This is a genomic window from uncultured Pseudoxanthomonas sp. (assembly GCF_947498795.1).
GTDB lineage: Bacteria > Pseudomonadota > Gammaproteobacteria > Xanthomonadales > Xanthomonadaceae > Pseudoxanthomonas_A.
Genome location: NZ_CANMLQ010000002.1, coordinates 89,803 through 107,561, shown reverse-complemented (window position 1 = coordinate 107,561; position 17,759 = coordinate 89,803). Strand labels below are relative to the sequence as shown.

Annotated in this window: 16 protein-coding genes; 7 read left to right on the top strand and 9 right to left on the bottom strand. The window is 68.8% G+C overall.

Annotated elements, in window-relative coordinates; all coding sequences use genetic code 11:
* Positions 1–42: 42 nt before the first annotated feature.
* Positions 43–795: a tetratricopeptide repeat protein gene (locus Q0907_RS06750; RefSeq protein WP_296280350.1), complete on the top strand. Its 753-nt coding sequence runs from the start codon at positions 43–45 to the stop codon at positions 793–795.
* A 6-nt stretch (positions 796–801) separates the two neighbouring features.
* Here the strand turns inward: Q0907_RS06750 and lepB are convergent, their stop codons facing one another.
* Together lepB and Q0907_RS06740 are read right to left on the bottom strand one after the other, a co-directional pair.
* On the bottom strand, positions 802–1,350 hold the full coding sequence (gene lepB / locus Q0907_RS06745) for a signal peptidase I (RefSeq protein ID WP_296280349.1): 549 nt from the start codon (positions 1,348–1,350) through the stop codon (positions 802–804).
* A gap of 232 nt (positions 1,351–1,582) precedes the next feature.
* A complete protein-coding gene (locus Q0907_RS06740; RefSeq protein WP_299342779.1) occupies positions 1,583–2,527 on the bottom strand; it encodes a GAF domain-containing protein in 945 nt (314 codons plus the stop codon).
* Between the two features lie 123 nt (positions 2,528–2,650).
* Between Q0907_RS06740 and tilS the strand changes: the two genes are divergently transcribed.
* Genes tilS through Q0907_RS06725 form a run of 3 tightly spaced genes read left to right on the top strand, consistent with a single transcriptional unit; the run spans position 2,651 to position 5,130 of the window.
* Positions 2,651–3,952, top strand: coding sequence for a tRNA lysidine(34) synthetase TilS (gene tilS / locus Q0907_RS06735; protein ID WP_299342778.1), 1,302 nt, complete (start codon positions 2,651–2,653; stop codon positions 3,950–3,952).
* 49 nt (positions 3,953–4,001) lie between these two features.
* Positions 4,002–4,262, top strand: coding sequence for an exodeoxyribonuclease VII small subunit (locus Q0907_RS06730; protein WP_299342776.1), 261 nt, complete (start codon positions 4,002–4,004; stop codon positions 4,260–4,262).
* Positions 4,252–5,130 (top strand): farnesyl diphosphate synthase, encoded by an 879-nt coding sequence (locus Q0907_RS06725; protein WP_299342775.1) that lies wholly within the window; start codon positions 4,252–4,254, stop codon positions 5,128–5,130. Before Q0907_RS06730 ends, Q0907_RS06725 begins: the two co-directional genes overlap by 11 nt.
* Before the next feature lie 52 nt (positions 5,131–5,182).
* On the opposite strand, the gene Q0907_RS06720 is transcribed toward Q0907_RS06725, so the two are convergent.
* The 3 genes from Q0907_RS06720 to pmbA all read right to left on the bottom strand — a co-directional run bounded on the left by Q0907_RS06720 (position 5,183) and on the right by pmbA (position 7,567).
* On the bottom strand, positions 5,183–5,545 hold the full coding sequence (locus Q0907_RS06720) for a DUF4870 domain-containing protein (RefSeq protein WP_299342773.1): 363 nt from the start codon (positions 5,543–5,545) through the stop codon (positions 5,183–5,185).
* Between the two features lie 161 nt (positions 5,546–5,706).
* Positions 5,707–6,084 carry a DUF4870 domain-containing protein gene (locus tag Q0907_RS06715; protein ID WP_296280339.1) on the bottom strand — a complete coding sequence of 126 codons (378 nt, stop codon included), beginning with the start codon at positions 6,082–6,084 and terminating at the stop codon, positions 5,707–5,709.
* Between the two features lie 124 nt (positions 6,085–6,208).
* Entirely contained in the window at positions 6,209–7,567 is a 1,359-nt protein-coding gene (gene pmbA / locus Q0907_RS06710) for a metalloprotease PmbA (protein WP_299342771.1), read from the bottom strand.
* 100 nt (positions 7,568–7,667) lie between these two features.
* Between pmbA and yjgA the strand changes: the two genes are divergently transcribed.
* Positions 7,668–8,222, top strand: coding sequence for a ribosome biogenesis factor YjgA (gene yjgA / locus Q0907_RS06705; RefSeq protein WP_343125249.1), 555 nt, complete (start codon positions 7,668–7,670; stop codon positions 8,220–8,222).
* A gap of 139 nt (positions 8,223–8,361) precedes the next feature.
* Here yjgA and tldD read toward each other — a convergent pair whose 3' ends face one another.
* The 4 genes from tldD to Q0907_RS06685 all read right to left on the bottom strand — a co-directional run bounded on the left by tldD (position 8,362) and on the right by Q0907_RS06685 (position 15,907).
* On the bottom strand, positions 8,362–9,810 hold the full coding sequence (gene tldD, locus Q0907_RS06700) for a metalloprotease TldD (protein WP_299342769.1): 1,449 nt from the start codon (positions 9,808–9,810) through the stop codon (positions 8,362–8,364).
* Between the two features lie 52 nt (positions 9,811–9,862).
* Positions 9,863–13,702, bottom strand: a complete 3,840-nt coding sequence (locus Q0907_RS06695; RefSeq protein ID WP_299342767.1) for a YhdP family protein — start codon at positions 13,700–13,702, stop codon at positions 9,863–9,865.
* Between the two features lie 108 nt (positions 13,703–13,810).
* Positions 13,811–15,298 (bottom strand): ribonuclease G, encoded by a 1,488-nt coding sequence (rng, locus tag Q0907_RS06690; RefSeq protein ID WP_296280330.1) that lies wholly within the window; start codon positions 15,296–15,298, stop codon positions 13,811–13,813.
* A 12-nt stretch (positions 15,299–15,310) separates the two neighbouring features.
* Complete coding sequence (locus Q0907_RS06685) at positions 15,311–15,907, bottom strand: Maf family nucleotide pyrophosphatase (RefSeq protein ID WP_299343839.1); 597 nt, start codon at positions 15,905–15,907, stop codon at positions 15,311–15,313.
* A 160-nt stretch (positions 15,908–16,067) separates the two neighbouring features.
* Here Q0907_RS06685 and Q0907_RS06680 point away from each other — a divergent pair, with 160 nt between their 5' ends.
* Positions 16,068–16,811: an SIMPL domain-containing protein gene (locus Q0907_RS06680; protein ID WP_296280327.1), complete on the top strand. Its 744-nt coding sequence runs from the start codon at positions 16,068–16,070 to the stop codon at positions 16,809–16,811.
* A gap of 212 nt (positions 16,812–17,023) precedes the next feature.
* Entirely contained in the window at positions 17,024–17,692 is a 669-nt protein-coding gene (locus tag Q0907_RS06675; protein WP_299342765.1) for an energy transducer TonB, read from the top strand.
* Positions 17,693–17,759: the final 67 nt, after the last annotated feature.

Below are 17,759 nucleotides of genomic sequence, written 5' to 3'. Positions count from 1 at the left end.
GATGGCCGATGCTTGGCGCTCCGCCGCCACTTCCATTACCGCATGAGCCCACTCCTGCTGCTGACCTATGCCGTGCAGATCGCGTGCTGCGTGCACGTGGTGCGCACCGGTCGCCCCCTCTACTGGGTCTTCATCCTGCTGGTCTTCCCGTTCCTGTCGGCCATCATCTATTTCATCGCCGAGATCCTGCCCGACCTGCGCCACAGCCCGTCCGCCCGCCGCACCGTGCGCAACGTGCGCAACCGCATCGACCCCGAGCGCGACCGCCGCGACGCCGCCAGGCTGCTCAAGGCGGCAGACACGCCGGAGAACCGTCGCCGGCTGGCCGACGAAAGCCTGCGCAGCGGCGACTACGCACAGGCCGCCGAACTGTACGAACAGGCGCTCAAGGGCCTGTACGCCAGCGATCCCGACCTCATGCTGGGACTGGCGAAGGCGCAGTTCGGCCTGGGCGAGTCGGCGAAGGCGCGTGCCACGCTGGATGCCCTGATCGCGGCCAATCCCGGCTTCCGTTCCGTCGACGGCCATCTGCTGTACGCGCGCACCGTGGAAGACACCGCCGATGCCGCCGCCGCGATCCACGAGTACGAGGCCGTGGTGCAGGGCTATCCGGGCGAGGAGGCGCGGGCGCGTTTCGGCCTGCTGCTCAAGCGCCAGGGCGAGCATGCCCGCGCACGCAGCGTGTTCCAGGAGATCCTCGACCGCTCCGACGCCGCGCCGCGCTACTACCAGCGCGAGCAGCGGGACTGGATCGAGGTGGCGAAACGGGAGCTGGCCACGTTGCCGCACGCCTAGATCGCGTCAGAACAGCCCCACGACCTTGCCCGTGATGTCCTCGCGCCGGGTCATGGGTTGCATCCGGCTGTCCACGCTGTTGTCGCGATTGTCGCCCATCATGAAGTAGTGCCCCTGGGGCACCCTGACCGGCGCGAACGCGAGGGCGTAGCCCGTGCGCACGTTCTGCGCCGCGACGTACGGCTCATCCAGCGCAACACCATTGATGTGCACCTTGCCGTCGACGATCCCGACCCATTCGCCGGGCAGCCCGACGACGCGCTGCAGCCACACCTGGCCCGCGTGTTCGGGCACGAACAACGTCACCACGTCACCGCGCTGCGGACGATGGCGGGTGTAGTAGCCGGCACGCGTCACCAGCACCTGGCCGGGCACGATGCCGGGCAGCATGCTGGACGAAGGCACACGGTACAGGCCGTGCCCCAGGACGCGCTGCCGCGGATCGAGCGAGCGCGCACCGAACGGATTGAAGGCATACATCGCCAGCGACACCGCCGGGATGAGGATCATCAGCGCCACCAGCACGCGGACGATGGAACGACGAAAGCGGGACATGCTTCCCCAGCGGCGGGACCGATGGCGAGCATGCCGCAGATCGCCGCGCCCCGCACGCGTGGCCATGGGCCTCGCCCGATGGCGGGCGGAGATCTCCGTCCGCACCGCGGATCCGCCGCGCATCGGGTGAATCCGCGGCATGCCCACCACCCGCGCCGGGCCGCATCGGCGCCACGGATTGCGAAACCCTGCGCACGGTGGACGCGGGCGCCGTCCCGCGGCGCAGTGCTGGTCAGGCAGCGCGCCTTTCGGAGACCGCATCCTTCTGCCGACTGAGGGCTTCTTCCGCACGAAGGTAGGCAAGATGCATGGCCTCGCCCGGCAGGGCGGTGGCGACCCCCACGAGCATCGACAGTCCCTCGCGCTGTCCGGCACGTCGCGCCGCGTCGCGAAGCGCATCCACGCGCGCATCCGCCTGCTCACCATGGAGCAGCACGACGTACTCGGGACTGCCGGTGACCCGACCGACGTGATCGCCCCGTGCGGGCTGCACACAGGCATCGAAATCCGTCCCCAGCCCCTCCAGCTTCCGCTCCAGCACCCGTTCCCCCAACCGCCGCACGGCGTCCGCCATGCCTTGCAGCTCGATGATGGCCACCGTGAACGCAGGCGCGTCCGCCGTATCGGTGACCACCGCGGGCGTGCCGGCTTGGAGCGCGGCGAGCGCCGATGCGTCGTGCTCTGCCCTGTGCGCGTCCAGCAGCGCTATCGTGACGCGCGCGAGCGACCGCAACGAGGCCTTCTGCTGGCCACTGAGCCGGCGGGGCTGCGTGTCGACCACGCAGACGGTCCCGATCGCCTCACCGTTGCCGGTCACCAGCGGCATGCCGGCATAGAAGCGCGCCTTGATGTCGCCGGTCACGATGGGGAAGTCGGTGAAGCGCGCATCCTCGCTCAGGTCCTGCACCTCCAGCAGGTCCTCCGGATGCCGGATCGCATGGTCGCAGACGGCGGTATCCCGCGTGGTCTGGTGGTCGTCCAGTCCGAGGCGTGCCTTGAACCACTGGCGATCCCGGTCGATCAGCGAGACCACCGCGATGGGCGTGCCGCAGAGCGCCGCGGCGAGCGTCACCAGGTCGTCGTAGACCGTGGCAGGCAGGGTATCCAGCACGTGGTAACGGTCGAGCGCGTGCTGTCGCCGGGTTTCCGCAAGGGATGAGGCCGTGGACGCCGTCATGCGTTCTCCTTCGTTTCGGTGACGCGATCATCCTCGCCCGTGGCCGGTTCACGCACCGTCAACGCGCCGTCGATCGCGGTGTGACCGGCTGCACATCGCACGCTTCGCCGCTAGCATGCACGCATGCAGCACCCTGCCCTTCCTTCGCTCGCCCTGTCGCCGTCGCCGGTCGCGGGCCGGGTGTGGGTGGCGTTCAGTGGTGGACGGGATTCGACGGTGTTGCTGCACCGGCTGGCACAGGATCCGGACGTGCGCGCGCGAGGACTGCAGGCGATCCATGTCCATCACGGACTGCAACCGCAGGCCGACGCATGGGCAGCGCATTGCGAAACGACGTGCCGGGCACTCGGCGTGCCGTTGCAGGTGCATCGCGTGCACGTCGATACCTCGCGGGGCGAAGGCCCGGAGGCCGCGGCACGGCGTGCACGGCATGGCGCCTTCGCGTCGGCCATGTCGCCCGGCGACCTCCTGGCGACCGCACACCATCGCGAAGACCAGGCTGAAACGTTCCTGCTGCGCGCCCTTCGCGCGTCCGGCCCGGAAGGACTCGCAGCCATGCGACCGTGGCGCGCATTCGGGCCGGGGTGGCAATGGCGTCCGCTACTGGATACACCGCGCGCCCTGCTGGAGGCGTACGCCGACGCCCACGCGCTGCGGTGGATCGACGATCCCAGCAACGAAAGCACGGCATTCGACCGCAACTTCCTGCGGCACACGGTGATGCCCCTGCTGCGGCAGCGTTGGCCGCACACCGATGCCGCGTTTGCGCGCAGCGCCGCGCTGAGCGCGGCGGGCGCAGACCTGCTGGCGCAACAGGATCGCGCACTGCTGGCCCGCGCGGCCACGGCAGACCCTGCGGCGCTCCGCGTCGCCACGCTGCGGTCGGAGGATGCGCGCGCGCGTGCCCGCGCGCTGCGGCGATGGATCGAAACGCTGTCGCTGCCTCCCTTGCCTGCGCAGGGCGTGGCGCAGATCGAGGCGCAGTTGTTGACCGCGCGCGACGATGCGCAGGCGGAATTCGCCTGGCAGGGCGCGGTGGTGAGGCGCTGGCGCGGCCTGCTGCATGCAGAACGCCTGCGCACCGCGCTGCCCGGCACGTGGCAGGCAACGTGGGATGGCAATGTCCCCCTCACCCTGCCCGATGGCGGAACGCTCGCGCTGGAGGGTGAGGGGGAGCCCATCGCCCCCCGTCTCCGACTGACCGCGCGCCGGGGTGGCGAGCGCATCGCCCTGCCCGGCCGCGCGCACCGGCATGCGCTGAAGGACGTACTGCAGTCGTGCGGCGTCCCGCCCTGGGAGCGGCGCCAACTGCCGCTGCTCTGGCAGGGCGATGAGCTCTGGGCCGCCGGCGACCTCGTCCTCTCCGCCGGATGCGACGCCTGGCTGCGCGACCGCGACCGCCGCCTGGTGTGGCGACGCGGCTGAGCCCACCGGTCGGTTTGACCTGACCGCACGCGATCCCCACACTTGCCCCATGGCAAAGAAGACCCCCGCAGACGCCTCACCCGTCGCCCATTTCGAGCAGTCGCTGGATGAGCTCGAGCAACTGGTCGAGAAGATGGAACACGGCGACCTCAGCCTGGAAGCTTCGCTTGCGGCCTATGAGCGTGGCGTCGGACTGTACCGGCAGTGCCAGGCGGCGCTTGAGCAGGCCGAGTTGCGCGTGCGCCTGCTGACCGATCCGGAACAGCCGGAGAACGGCGAGCCCTTCGCACCCGCGCCCGATGGCCGCTGAGCCGCGTCTCGCGGCGTGGGCCGCAGCGCTGGAAGACCACCTGGACCGCGCACTGCCGCCGTCCGACGCCGCCCCGCACCGCCTGCATGCCGCCATGCGCCATGCCGTGCTCGGCGGCGGCAAACGCATGCGCGCACTGATGGTCTATGCCAGCGGCACGCTGCTGCAGGCGGATGAAGTCACCCTGCATGCGCCCGCGATCGCGGTGGAACTGGTCCACGCCTATTCGCTGGTCCACGACGACCTGCCGGCGATGGACGACGACGACCTGCGCCGCGGCAAACCCACCGTGCATGTCGCCTTCGACGAGGCCACCGCCATCCTCGCCGGCGACGCGCTGCAGACGCGTGCATTCGAACAACTGGCGGACGCCGACGTCGACGCCGCGCTGCGCGTGGCATGGATGGGCACCCTGGCGCGGGCCTCCGGCGCCGCCGGCATGTGCGGAGGCCAGGCGCTGGACATCGACGCCACCGGCACACGGCAGCCGCTGGACGACCTGCAACGGATGCATGCGCTGAAGACGGGGGCGCTGATCCGCGCCGCGGTCCGCATGGGAGCCTTGGCTGGCGCCGCCGACGCCGGCACGCTGGCGCGGCTGGATGATTTCGCCGATGCGCTGGGCCTCGCGTTCCAGGTACGCGACGACATCCTCGACATCGAAGCCAGTTCCGACCAGTTGGGCAAAACCGCCGGCAAGGACGTGGCGCAGGCGAAGTCGACCTATCCGGCGCTGCTCGGCATGGAAGGCGCGAAGGCGAAACTGAGGGAACTCGATGCGCGGATGCGCGAGGCGTTGTCCGTGTATGACGCTCGCGGCGACGCCCTTCGTTCACTCGGCGATCTCGCGATCCATCGTTCGTATTGAGTGACAAAAAAGCCCGGCGATGCCGGGCTTTTTCTCGCTGCGCGAAGGTCGCTTACTTGACCAGGCGCAGACCGAACGGAAACCGATACGCAGTCCCGTCCTTGGCCTTCAGCGCCGCGATGATGCACAGGATGAAGCTCGCGAGGCCGAGGGCCATGTACAGCAAGCTTCCCAGCACCGCCAGCTTGGCCGACACCATGGCCAGCACGACCACCACGATCCACAGCAGGACGAAGGCGATGGTGACGGAGATCGCCCAGTTCAGCGCCTCGCTGGTCTGATCCTTGGCGAAAGGTCCCTTGTCCTTGAAGACCGCCCAACCGATCACCGCGCCGATGATGCCGAGGAAAGCGGTGAGCAGGTAGGTGATGAGGGCTGCGGAGCGTTCTTCCGGTGAAACGTTCGAGGTGGACATGCGAATTCCCTGTTGTGAGTCGGACGAACCACGCGCCCGCTGCGTCGCTGATGCGACGCGCGCGCCGGGTCCGCGGGATTCTAGGTGCCTGTCCACCGCTTGACACCTAACAATAAAAAAGCCCGGCATGGCCGGGCTTTCCCATCACGCTTGGCGTGCGATCACTTGATCAGGCGCAGCGCGAACGGATAACGGTAGGACTCGCCATTGTTGGCCTTGATGCCCGCGATGATGCAGAGCACGAGATTGGCGATGCCGATCAGCGGCATCAGCAGCAGGCCGATCAGCACGAAGGCCAGGATCCAGGAGATCACGAACGCGATCAGCACGGTGATCTGGAAGTTCAGCGCTTCCTTGGACTGGTCGACGACGAAGCCCTTGGAAGCGTCGTCCTTGCTCACCAGCCAGATGACCAGCGCGCCGATCGGCCCGGTGATGATGCCCAGCAGGTGCCCCAGCAGCGACATCGTGCGCTGGTCCTGTGGTGCATCGCCCGTGGCCGGCGGCGGAGGTGCTGTGACGTTGTCGAATTCGCTCATCTGGATGATTCCCCGAAAGTGTTGTGGTGGGCGGTCGAGCGCCGCGATCCCCCGCAGCACTCCGCACGCCAAGCATAACGGGTAACGATGGCGCCGTCGGCCAGGGTCGCGCAGCCGCGCCCCGTCACTCTCCCGCGACGGTCATCCGGCCGACCAGGACAGAGCCGATGCCGACATGCGAGCGACGATCCACGTCGCGCCCCACCGCCTCGATGCCGGCGAAGATGGCCTTCAGGTTGCCGGCGATGGTGATGCCGTCGACCGGGTAGGCGAGCGTGCCGCCTTCCACCCAGAAGCCGGCCGCACCCCGCGAGTAATCCCCGGTCACGCCGTTCACCCCCTGCCCCATCAGCTCGGTGACCAGCAGTCCCGTGCGCATGCCCGCGAGCAGGTCCTCGAATCCTCCGGCGTTGGCCTGCACCTGCAGGTTGTGCACGCCACCGGCGTTGCCGGTGGTCTGCAGGCCGAGCTTGCGCGCCGAATAGCTTCCCAGCACGTAGCGCTCCAGCACGCCGTCGCGGATCAGATGCGAACGCTTCGTCGCCACGCCTTCGGCATCGAATGCCGCCGAGCGCAGCCCATGCGGCAACAGGGGCAGCTCCTCGATGGCGAACCAGTCCGGGAAGATCCGCTGGCCCACGTGGTCGAGCAGGAAGCTGGCTTTCCGGTACAGCGCGCCCCCCGATACCGCGCCGAGCAGGTGGCCGATCAGCGACCGGGCGACCTCAGCGGAAAACAGCACGGGATACGCGCCCGTCGCCAGCGGCCGCGGCTGCAACCTGGAGACCGTGCGTTGTGCTGCCTTGCGCCCGATCGACGTTGGGTCGTCCAGTTCCAGATGCGACAACGCCGTGCTGTACCAGCCGTCGCGCTGCATGCCATCGCCCTGTCCTGCGATCAAGGCGCAGCCGATCGTGTGCTGGGTCTCCCGCTCCCTGCCGACGAACCCGTGCGAATTCGCGTACACCGACAGGCTTTCGCCGCTGCCGACGGACGCGCCGTCGGAATTCTCGATGCGCGCGTCGGCCTCGCGTCCCGCCGCCTCGCAGGCCATCGCCAGGTCGACCGCGTGGTCCATCTCCAGCGCCCACGGATGCCAGACGTCGAGGTCGGGGACATCGGACGCCATCAGCGCCGCATCGGCCAGCCCGGCTGCCTCGTCGTCCTCGGTATAACGGGCGATGGCGCAGGCCTGCGCCACCGTCGCTTCCAGGCTTTCCTTGCGCAGGTCGGCCGTACTGGCGCTGCCCTTGCGCTGCCCGAAGTACACGGTCACGCCGATACCGCGGTCGCGGGTCGACTCCACCGTCTCCACGTCGCCCAGGCGCACGCTGACGTTGAGGCCGGTCTCTTCGCTGCAACTGACCTCGGCCTGCGTGGCACCGTGCGCCCGGGCGCGCTCCAGCAGGCGCAGCGACAGCGCTTCCAGGCGTTCGAGCCGGGCCAGGCTCTGGTCGGGGGACGTCAGGTCGGTGGCGTTCAATGCTTTATCCTTGTGTCCTGTGATCCGCGCCCGCAGGGCAGGATCGGATGAATCCAGGCGTCCGCGCGATGCGACGGAAGCGAGAGAAAGAGGCAGCACCATGCGCGGACGCGACCCCGAAACCGGCGAATTCCTCAGCCCCAGCCGTACCCAGCAGCGGGGCGAAGCGCTGGAGATCCGCAGCCTGGCCGAAAAACTGGTGGCGCTGCCGCCCGCGCAGCTGGCGCGCCTGCCGATTCCGGAGGAGCTGATGCCGCATATCGTGGAAACCCAGCGCATCACCTCGCACATCGCGCACAAGCGCCAGCTGCAGTTCCTGGCCAAGCAGATGCGACGGGAAGAGGACGAGGTACTGGAAGCCATCCGCGATGCGATGGACGAAGGCGGCGACGCCGCGCGACGCGAGACGGCGCTGCTGCATCGCGCCGAGCAATGGCGCGACCGCCTGCTGGCCGGCGGCGACCAGGCGCTGGCGGACCTGCTGGACGAATTCCCGACGGCCGACCGCCAGAAGCTCCGACAACTCGTGCGCAACGCGCTCGACGAAAAAGCGAAGAACAAACCGCCGCGCGCGTTCCGCGAACTTTTCCGGGAACTGCGCGAAGTACTGTCCTCGCTCGATACGCAGGCCCCCGAAGACGACGAGACGGAATAGCCCCTCTCCCCTCGGGAGAGGGGTTGGGGTGAGGGTTCGGCGAAGTCCGTGCGAGGCAGGCGTCATGGACTCCGCCGCACCCTCATCCGCCCCTTCGGGGCACCTTCTCCCGACGGGAGAAGGGACAGCCAGGAATGCATCACGCTTTCGTCCCGCCTACCGTCAAGCTCTCGATCAACAGCGACGGCTGGCCCACGCCGACCGGCACGCTCTGGCCGTCCTTGCCGCAGACACCGACGCCCTGGTCCAACGCCAGGTCGTGGCCGATCATCCTCACCTTCTGCATGGTGTCCGGACCGTTGCCGATCAGGGTGGCGCCCTTCACCGGCGCGGTGATGCGGCCGTCTTCGATCAGGTAGGCCTCGGTGGCCGAGAACACGTACTTGCCGCTGGTGATGTCGACCTGCCCGCCGCCGAAATTGACGGCGTACAGGCCCTTCTTCACCGAGCGGATCATGTCTTCCGGATCGTCCTGCCCGGCCAGCATGTAGGTGTTGGTCATGCGCGGCATCGGCAGGTGCGCGAACGATTCGCGACGACCGTTGCCCGTGGGCGCGACGCCCATCAGCCGCGCGTTGTGGGTGTCCTGCATGTAGCCGACCAGCACGCCATCCTCGATCAGCGTGGTGCAGTTCGTCGGCGTGCCTTCGTCGTCGATGTTGAGCGATCCGCGGCGTCCAGGCAGCGTGCCGTCGTCGACGATGGTGACGCCCTTCGATGCCACCTGCTCGCCGATGCGGCCGGCGTACACACTGGTGCCCTTGCGATTGAAGTCGCCTTCCAAGCCATGCCCGACCGCTTCGTGCAGCAGCACGCCCGGCCAGCCGCTACCGAGCACCACCGGCATGATGCCGGCGGGCGCGTCGATGGCGTCCAGGTTCACCAGCGCCTGGCGCAGCGCCTCGCGCGCGAGGTCTTCGGGCTTGCCGTCCGCGAACAGTTCGGCATAACCGTAGCGGCCGCCCATGCCGGCATAGCCGGATTCGCGGCGTCCGTTCTGCTCGACGATCACCTGCACGTTCAAGCGCACCAACGGGCGCACATCGGAGGCCATCACCCCGTCGCTGCGCGCGACCAGCACGGTATCGATGCCGCCGGAGAGACTGACGGTGACCTGTTGCACGCGCGGATCGGCCGCGCGCAGGGAACGATCCACCGCACGCAGCGCCTCGACCTTGGCATCGTTCCCCATCGCATCGATGGGATCGTCGCCGGCGTACAGCGCGCGGCCGCCGCTGCGTACCAGCGTGCGTGGCGCATGGGTCGCGCCGTCGCGCGCGATGGCGCGTGCCGATTTCGACGCCTCGAGCAGTGCCTGCGCGTTGATGTCGTCCGAATACGCGAATCCGGTCTTTTCGCCGGAGATGGCGCGCACGCCGACGCCCTGTTCGATCGAATGCGCCCCGTCCTTGACGATGCCGTCCTCGACCGTCCAGCTCTCGCGTCGGGCGTGCTGGAAGTACAGGTCGCCGAAATCGATCCCGGGGCCCAGCAGCGTGCCGAAGGCGCGGTCGAGGCCGGACGGGTCCAGTCCGGCAGGCAGGAGGAGGCGGGTTTCGGCGAGCGTGATCGGCAGGGTCATGGTCATCACAATGGGGGCGGAAAACGGCCGCGGCAAGCGCGGCCGCGGACAGGCGGCGTCAGGGCGCGCCCGCGCTGTCGGTACGGTCGTCGTCGTCCGTGCGCACGCGAGACTGTTCGCGTCCCACCACCTCGACCTTGGGCGACTTCCACGGGCCGGTGACGCGATAGGTCTTGGCGCCCATCTCGGACAGGGGCTTCTTCAGCACCGCGTTGGCAACCGCGCCCACCGCCGCACCGATGGGGCCACCGGCCACGGCGCCGACGGCAGTCAGCACGTTGGCGGATTTGGGCTTCACGTCGACGGTCTGGTCGAACCGTTCGCTGCGCAGGTCGGTATCGCCGCGGATCGCGATCTCGGCCGCGGGACCATCGATCAGCAGGTTGTCGCTGCGTGCCAGTCCGCCGCCAATCCGGATATCGCCGTCGATGCGGTTGAACGCGAAGCCCTTGGAGAAGAAGTCGCTGAAGTCGAGCATCAGCCGGCGCCGCACCTCGGCCACGCTCAGCAGGCCCAGTACACGGCCCGCGCCGGGTTCCACTTCGAGCAGGTGACCGTCGCGCACGGCCAGCTTCACGTTGCCGTCGAGTGCGGCCAGGCGGAACGCTGCAGGGCTTCCCGGCCATGCGGCCTCGGCGCTGATCTGGCCATGACCGCCCCCCACCCGATCGCCCAGGCCAAGATCGTCGAACAGCACCCCGAAGTTCTCGCTCTTCACATCGGCCGCGAAACGCGTGCGGGCGGCGGACGTCGTGCCGGTCCACTGGCCACGCACGTCGATCTGCTGGCCGGGAGAGCGCAGCTGCAACTGGTCCACGTGCATGCCATCGGCCTGCTGGCGCGTGCGCAGCTTGGCCGTGCCCAATCGCGCATCGCCGAAACGGAGATCCTCGACGTCCAGCGACAGCGGCGGGACGGCAGCGGGATCGATGTCGTCGGTGGCGGCGCGCGCGCCCGACGCGGCGACCGGCGCACCTTCGACGGGCGCCTTGCGCCAGTGCACGCGCGCCAGCTTGCCGGCGATCGGCGCGCCCTTCGCATCGGGTACCAGCAGGGCACCCGACAGCGCATCGCCATCCAGCGACACCGCCAGTGCCTGCTGCGCCGGCGCGAGTTGCAGGCGCGTATCGGGGAACACCGAACCGATCATCAGCAGACGCTCGGCAGTGACATCGATATGCCGCAGCGGCACGCCATCGGCATCATCGCCCCCGCCGCGCGCGACCGCGATCCACTCCATCGCATCGAGGGTTCCGGTGCGCCCCGTCGCCACCAGACCCGACGATGGCGGCGCGTCCATCACCCGGTCGCTGCCGAGTACGACACGCACCCCGGTCTGCCCGTTGGTAGTGCGCGCGCGCAACGCCAGCAGATCGCCGAACGCCACATCAATCTCACCGCTGCCGATGGGCAAGGGGGCGCGGACCGTCGTCGGCAGTGGCGTTGCGGACGCTTTGCGCATGGGGGCCGGCAGGCTCATTGCCGTGCCGACCAGATCGGACGTCAGGCTGAGCTGGGTGGGCGGAGACACCGCGCCCGTCGGCGTACGCGGAATCGTCACGCCCACGGTCCACGACGAACGCCCGTCCATGTAGGGCTTCAGCCATGCCATCTCGGGCGCGCGATCGAGCAGGCGGTCGGCATCGACGGCTGCGGACAGGTCGGCTTCGAACGCCTGGTTGCGGTCGCGCGTGCCGCTGCCTGCGCGCAGGCCCAGCACACCGGGCAGTCCGTCGTGCACCACCTGCAGCGGGCCTGACGCGAAACCGCCGTCGTCGTATTTCGCCTTGCCACGCACGTTGTCGAACACCAGGTTCCAGCGCGTTTCCGACAACTGCGCGCCCTTGAGGTCCACCGTGCCGGCGAGCTTCTTGCGTATCTGCTCGGCGGCATGCAGCGGCTGCAGCAGGTCGAAGGTCGCCGCGACCGGTCCCTTGGCCTGCAGGTGGTCCAGGGTGTCGCCGTAGGTCTTGCGCAACGGACTCTGCCTCAGCAATGCCAGCAGCTTGCCCGCCTCCGTGTCGGTACGCGCTGCGATCTTCAGATCGCCCGCGGCGAAATCGGCGATGCCGGCCTGGAACGCCGGGATCGCAACGCCGCCCAACGCGCCTCGTCCCTTCAGTTCGAATCCGTTGCCGATGAAGGCGATGTCGGCATCCACCTGCTCGAGTGGCGGCCACTCCGGCTGGAACTTGAACTGCCCACGCTCGATGTTTGCGACCGCCTCGAAGCGACCGTCGCGATCATTGAACGGCCAGTCGTCCAGGTCGCCGCTGACGATCGCGCGCCCGTTCCGCACGGTGCCGCCGACCAGCGCGGCATCCAGCCAGTCGACGGCCGCCTTCGACATCTTGTGGTGGATCCAGAAACCTTTCGCCACCGGGACGGGCGCATCGGCCAGGTCCGCCGCCACGTCGATCCAGGGCCGCGTGCCGTCGCCCTGGAACCACATCCCGCCGCGCACATCGGCCGCGTACTGTTCGCCCTGTACGTGCAGCGCGCTGGTGCCGACACGCCACCCGCCGCCTTCGCGCCAGCCGAGCACATCGCCCTTCAGTCGCACGTCGTGCACCACGGCGAATCCGCTGGGCCAGTCGAAACGCATCACCGACGCAGGATCCAGCGTCAGCCGGAAACCCTCCGCGTCGCCGTCGAAGTCGCCGGCAAGGCCGCTGAGACCGGGGGCATCGCCCACGGTCCGGAACGAGATGTCGCGCAACCGGCCTTCCGCACGCAGCCCGCCGTCGCGGCGACCGGCGAGGGTCAGTCGCGCGAGCCGTGCGCCCGGCCGTGCCTGCACCAGCCAGCGGCGCAGGCCGGCGTCGACCTTGTCGCTCAGGCCGAGGACGGCGAACAACGGCGCCGCATCCACCTGGTCGGCCAGCAGCGCATAGCGTTCGCCGCCAGCCAGCACCAGGCCATCCAACGTCTGCACGGCCGGCGCCGTGCCCACGCGCAAGCGCGGCGCGTCCAGCCGCCAGCCGCCGGAGACCAGGCGCCAGCGCATGCGGCCTTCCATCTGGTCGAACGCGATCCGGGTCGGCGCGTCGGCATCCGCCAGCGGCGCGCCGCGCAGCCCGACCTGCTGCAGGTTGGCGTCCGCCGTCACCAGCACCACGCGATGACGGCGCAATTCCGTCCACGCCTGCACGCGTCCCTTGCCACGCTCGGCGACGACGCCGGCATAGCGAAGCAACGGCGACCAGGCGCCGATATCGTCCGCGGACACATCCAGGTACGCACGGCCATCGCCCGCCTTGCGGTCGAAATCCACGGCGACGTTCAGCGGCGCAGCGTCCTTGCTGATCCACGCCCGTGTGCCGGCACGCACGCGGTCGCCCTCGACCCGCAGGCGCAGATCGATCTCGGGCAGCCGGATGTCCCAGCCCAGCGAAGGCGCAACGACGGCGAGCCTGCCGTCGATGACCTGCAACTCGCCCAACCCCTCGAGACTGCGCAGCGGATCGTCGCCGGACTGCTGCTGCCCCGGCAGGCCCCGCACCGACCAAGTGCCGTCGTCACCACGCTGCAAGGTCAACGACAGGCCACGCAGGCGCAATTCGGTGAACGAACGACCGGGCAGCAGGCCGCCATACATCGACACGAGCACTTCCGCCTGGCCGATGCGCACGCCGCTGTCGCCTTCGCCCAGGCGCAGGCCGTCGAGCTGCAGCAGCGGCCCGCGTCGCGTCCATTGTGTCTTCACGGCATCGAAGGCGACCGGCCGTCCGGCTCGCTCGCTCAACCACGCGGCGACGCGGTCCGGATGGCGCTCGGCCAACGGCAACACCTGGCTGGCGATGCCGAGCACCACGGCCATGCACACCAGCACCACGGCGATGCCGTAGACGGCACCCCGGCGGGCCAGGCGCAGGCGGCGGCGCAGCGGCGTGGGCATCAGTTCGCGGCGCTCGCCGGGATGCGGGTGTCTGCGTTCGGTCGCCCGGAGCGCAGACGCCGGGATCCGCTCTTGCGGCTTCCGAATGCCGACGCCCGCCCCCCGGGCTTACAGCAGCACGACATCGAACTGCTCCTGCAGGTACTGCTCGTCGGCCTGGAAGCGGATCGACTTGCCGAGGAATTCCTCCAGCTCCGCGACCGCGGTCGATTCCTCATCGGTGATGCGGGCGACCACCTTGGGGGATGCGATCACGAGCAGGCGCGCGGCCTCGAACTGGCGCACGGCACGCGTGATCTCGCGGAAGATCTCGTAGGTGACGGTTTCGGTGGTCTTGATGCTGCCGCGGCCACTGCATTCCGGGCACGGTTCCGACAGCTGGCGCGCGAGGCTTTCCACCGTGCGCTTGCGCGTCATCTCCACCAGGCCGAGCGGCGAGAATTCGTACACCGTGGTCTTGGCATGGTCTTTGGCGAGCGATTTCTCCAGCGTGCGCAGCACCTGACGCCGGTGCTCCGGATCGTCCATGTCGATGAAGTCGATGATGATGATGCCGCCCAGGTTGCGCAGCCGCAGCTGGCGCGCGACCGCCTGCGCGGCCTCCAGGTTGGTGCGATAGACGGTTTCTTCCAGGTTGCGCTGGCCCAGGAACGAACCGGTGTTCACGTCGACCGTCGTCATGGCCTCGGTCTGGTCGATCACCAGGTAGCCACCGGACTTCAGCGGCACCTGCTTGTCCAGCGCGCGACCGATTTCGTCCTCGACTCCGTAGAGATCGAAGATGGGCCGCTCACCGGAATAGAGTTCGATCCGTTCGGCCAGCACCGGCATGTACTTGGCGACGAACGCCTGCAGGCGCTCGTGGGTTTCCTTCGAATCGACCTTGACCTTCTCCACGTCCTTGCGGATGAGGTCGCGCACGGCGCGCAGCGGCAGGCTGAGGTCTTCGTACAGCACGCTGCACGAAGGCGATTCGCGGCCGCGGCGCTCCACCACGTTCCAGACGCGGGACAGGTACGCGATGTCTTCGGCCAGCGCCTCGGCCGGCTGGCCCTCGGCATTGGTGCGGATGATGTAGCCGTGGCCACCGTGCAGGCCGGCCAGTTCGCCGACGACCTGCTTGAGGCGCTGGCGCTCGGTTTCGTCCTCGATGCGCGCCGACACGCCGATCACCTTCGACTGAGGCAACAGCACCAGGTAGCGCGACGGAATGCTGATCTGCGTGGTGAGCCGCGCGCCCTTGCTGCCGATGGGATCCTTCACCACCTGCACCACGATGTCCTGCCCGTCGCGGAGCAGGTCCATGATCGGTGCCGCCGGCGGCGTGGGCAGCGGTGCGTCTTCACCATCGGCCACCGCGCCCGGCGACGAACGCACGATGTCGTTCGCATGCAGGAACGCCGCCCGGTCCAATCCCACTTCGACGAACGCGGCCTGCATGCCGGGCATCACCCGCTGCACCTTGCCCTTGTAGATGTTGCCCACCACGCCCCGGCGCCAGCCGCGCTCGATGTGCAATTCCTGCAGCATGCCGTTTTCGATCACCGCGACGCGCGTTTCGCGCGGGGTGACGTTGACCAGGATTTCTTCCGACATGGGGTCCTTCCCTCAGGCTGACACAGGAGTGGCGGATGCCGACGGATGGATGCCGAAGTCGCGGAGCAGCTTCGCCGTTTCGTGCAGCGGCAGCCCCATCACCGCCGAATAACTGCCGGACAGGCGGGTGACGAACTGCTCCGCACGCCCCTGGATACCGTAGGCCCCCGCCTTGCCGATCGCTTCGCCACTGGCGACATAGGCCGCGATGTCATCCTCGTCCAGCTCGGCGAAGCTGACATCGGTGACCACCAGCGCCTGCGCCTCGCGCGAGGCGCTGACCACCGAGACGGCTGAGACGGCCTGATGCGTGCGGCCGGACAGGCGACGCAGCATGGCGGCGGCATCGGCGGTGTCCACCGGCTTGCCGAACACCTCGTCGCCCAGGATCACCTCGGTATCGGCCCCCAGCACCACGGCATCCGGGGTGGCCACGACCTTCAGCAATCCGGCACCCGCCTTCTCGCGGGCGACGCGGCGGACATAGTCGACGGCGGGCTCGCCGGGCTGGCGGTGTTCGGGGATATCGAGGTCGATCCGTCCGAAGGACAGGCCCAGGCGGGTCAGCAGTTCGGCACGTCGCGGGGATTGGGAGGCCAGATAGAGCATCACGAAAGAATAACCCGCGGCGCCTGACTGAATGACCGCTGATGTCGGCCGAATCCCGCTAACCCTGCGCCAGATCACGACGCGTTCATGTCATCGTGAACACCCTTGCGCGTCGCCGACGACCGGGTGCCCGCCACTCGAACCACGAAAAGGAGATCCCATGCGCCTGCCCCTGATCCGCCCGCTGCTGCTCGCCCTGACCCTGTCCCTTGGAACCACCGTCGCCATGACCAGCCACGCCCAGACCGCACCCGCCTACGCCGTGCCCTCCGACGGCACCCTGCTCAACGTCTCGGCGCAGGCCGACGCGTCGCGCGTGCCGGACATCGCCACCATCTCCGCCGGGGTGGTGACGCAGGCCGTGGACGGCAACACGGCCATGCGCCAGAACAGCGAGCAGATGGCCAAGGTCGTGTCGGCCATCAAGGCCGCCGGCATCGCCGACAAGGACGTGCAGACCAGCGGCATCAGCCTGAACCCGCAGTATCGCTACGCCGAGAACGAAGCCCCGAAGATCACCGGCTACCAGGCCAACAACACCGTCAGCATCAAGGTCCGCGACATCGCCAAGCTGGGCAAGGTGCTGGATGCGCTGGCCGGCGTGGGCGCCAACCAGATCAATGGCCCCAGCTTCGAGATCGACAACCCGGAGCCGGTGTACGACGAAGCCCGCCTCGCCGCATTGAAGAAAGCCCAGTCGCGTGCCGAAACCTATGCCAGGTCGCTGGGGCTGAAAGTGCGCCGGATCGTCAGCATTTCCGAGGGCAACGGCGGTTTCCGCCCGGTCCCGATGATGGCCATGGCCAAGATGGAAGCGCGTGACGCCAGCGGCGCCCCCCCGGTCTCGCCTGGCGAGACCACCGTCTCGATCAACCTGGACGTGGTGTTCGAACTGGGCAAGTAAGGCCAGCGCCCGCCGGTCCACGACGACGGCGCCCCGGGGGCGCCGTTTTCGTTTCCGGGCCGGGCGACCGGGCTACGCCAAAGGTCGAAGTCCGCCCCCTCTTGCGCACGCCATCCGCCGGAGTACAGTCTGGACGTGCGGCGCCGGGACGTTGCAACCCCACTCCCCGCGACCGAGCGTTGTTCCGTTCACAGCCCTCAAGGAGGTGGATCATGGTTCGCGCACTACCCCACGGTTCCGATACCCGCATCGACATCGGCCGCATTGCGGCCATCGCGGCCGCCATCGCGGTGCACGCCGCCGCCCTGCTCATGCTGCTGATGCCGATGGCGGCGCCCCCGATCACGCCCACGGTCAAGCCGAAACCCGTGGTGCGCTGGATCCAGAAGGAAGAGCCGGTTCCGGTCGTCGTACCGATCGAGGAACAGCAGACCACCGTCAAGCGCGAGGAGCCGCGCCCGGTCGTTCCGGCCCGCACGGTGACCACGGACACGACCATCGTCGACACGCCGGCCGTGGTGGACCCCGGTATTGAGCGCACGATCGACCTTCCGGCCATCGACAGCACCGCGTCAACCGGCACGTCGCTGGGCGCCGGCCCGCTGCAGTCCGCCACGCTGGAATACGTCCGTGCGACGTCGCCGCGTTATCCGACCAACGAGCTGCGCAACGGCATCCAGGGCACGGTGATCCTGCGCGTACTCGTGGACATCGATGGAAGGCCGGTCGACGTGAGCGTGGAGACCAGTAGCGGCAACCGCAACCTCGACAAGGAAGCGCGGCAGCACGTGTTGAAGACCTGGCGCTTCAAGCCCGCCATGCAGAACGGACAGGCGGTGCAGGCTTACGGCCTGGTGCCGATCGCGTTCAACCTGCAGTGATGCATCCGAACTGAAAAAGTCGAAGCCCGCCGAAAGGCGGGCCTCCTGCTGTTCCTGTAGGTGCGAC

Excerpts from the sequence above, each read along its gene's own strand:
- Q0907_RS06750 (WP_296280350.1), top strand. The coding sequence starts at position 43 with ATGAGCCCACTCCTGCTGCTGACCTATGCCGTGCAGATCGCGTGCTGC.
- lepB (WP_296280349.1), bottom strand. The coding sequence starts at position 1,350 with ATGTCCCGCTTTCGTCGTTCCATCGTCCGCGTGCTGGTGGCGCTGATG.
- Q0907_RS06740 (WP_299342779.1), bottom strand. The coding sequence starts at position 2,527 with ATGACGGCGTCCACGGCCTCATCCCTTGCGGAAACCCGGCGACAGCAC.
- tilS (WP_299342778.1), top strand. The coding sequence starts at position 2,651 with ATGCAGCACCCTGCCCTTCCTTCGCTCGCCCTGTCGCCGTCGCCGGTC.
- Q0907_RS06730 (WP_299342776.1), top strand. The coding sequence starts at position 4,002 with ATGGCAAAGAAGACCCCCGCAGACGCCTCACCCGTCGCCCATTTCGAG.
- Q0907_RS06725 (WP_299342775.1), top strand. The coding sequence starts at position 4,252 with ATGGCCGCTGAGCCGCGTCTCGCGGCGTGGGCCGCAGCGCTGGAAGAC.
- Q0907_RS06720 (WP_299342773.1), bottom strand. The coding sequence starts at position 5,545 with ATGTCCACCTCGAACGTTTCACCGGAAGAACGCTCCGCAGCCCTCATC.
- Q0907_RS06715 (WP_296280339.1), bottom strand. The coding sequence starts at position 6,084 with ATGAGCGAATTCGACAACGTCACAGCACCTCCGCCGCCGGCCACGGGC.
- yjgA (WP_343125249.1), top strand. The coding sequence starts at position 7,668 with ATGCGCGGACGCGACCCCGAAACCGGCGAATTCCTCAGCCCCAGCCGT.
- tldD (WP_299342769.1), bottom strand. The coding sequence starts at position 9,810 with ATGACCATGACCCTGCCGATCACGCTCGCCGAAACCCGCCTCCTCCTG.
- Q0907_RS06695 (WP_299342767.1), bottom strand. The coding sequence starts at position 13,702 with ATGCCCACGCCGCTGCGCCGCCGCCTGCGCCTGGCCCGCCGGGGTGCC.
- rng (WP_296280330.1), bottom strand. The coding sequence starts at position 15,298 with ATGTCGGAAGAAATCCTGGTCAACGTCACCCCGCGCGAAACGCGCGTC.
- Q0907_RS06685 (WP_299343839.1), bottom strand. The coding sequence starts at position 15,907 with ATGCTCTATCTGGCCTCCCAATCCCCGCGACGTGCCGAACTGCTGACC.
- Q0907_RS06680 (WP_296280327.1), top strand. The coding sequence starts at position 16,068 with ATGCGCCTGCCCCTGATCCGCCCGCTGCTGCTCGCCCTGACCCTGTCC.
- Q0907_RS06675 (WP_299342765.1), top strand. The coding sequence starts at position 17,024 with ATGGTTCGCGCACTACCCCACGGTTCCGATACCCGCATCGACATCGGC.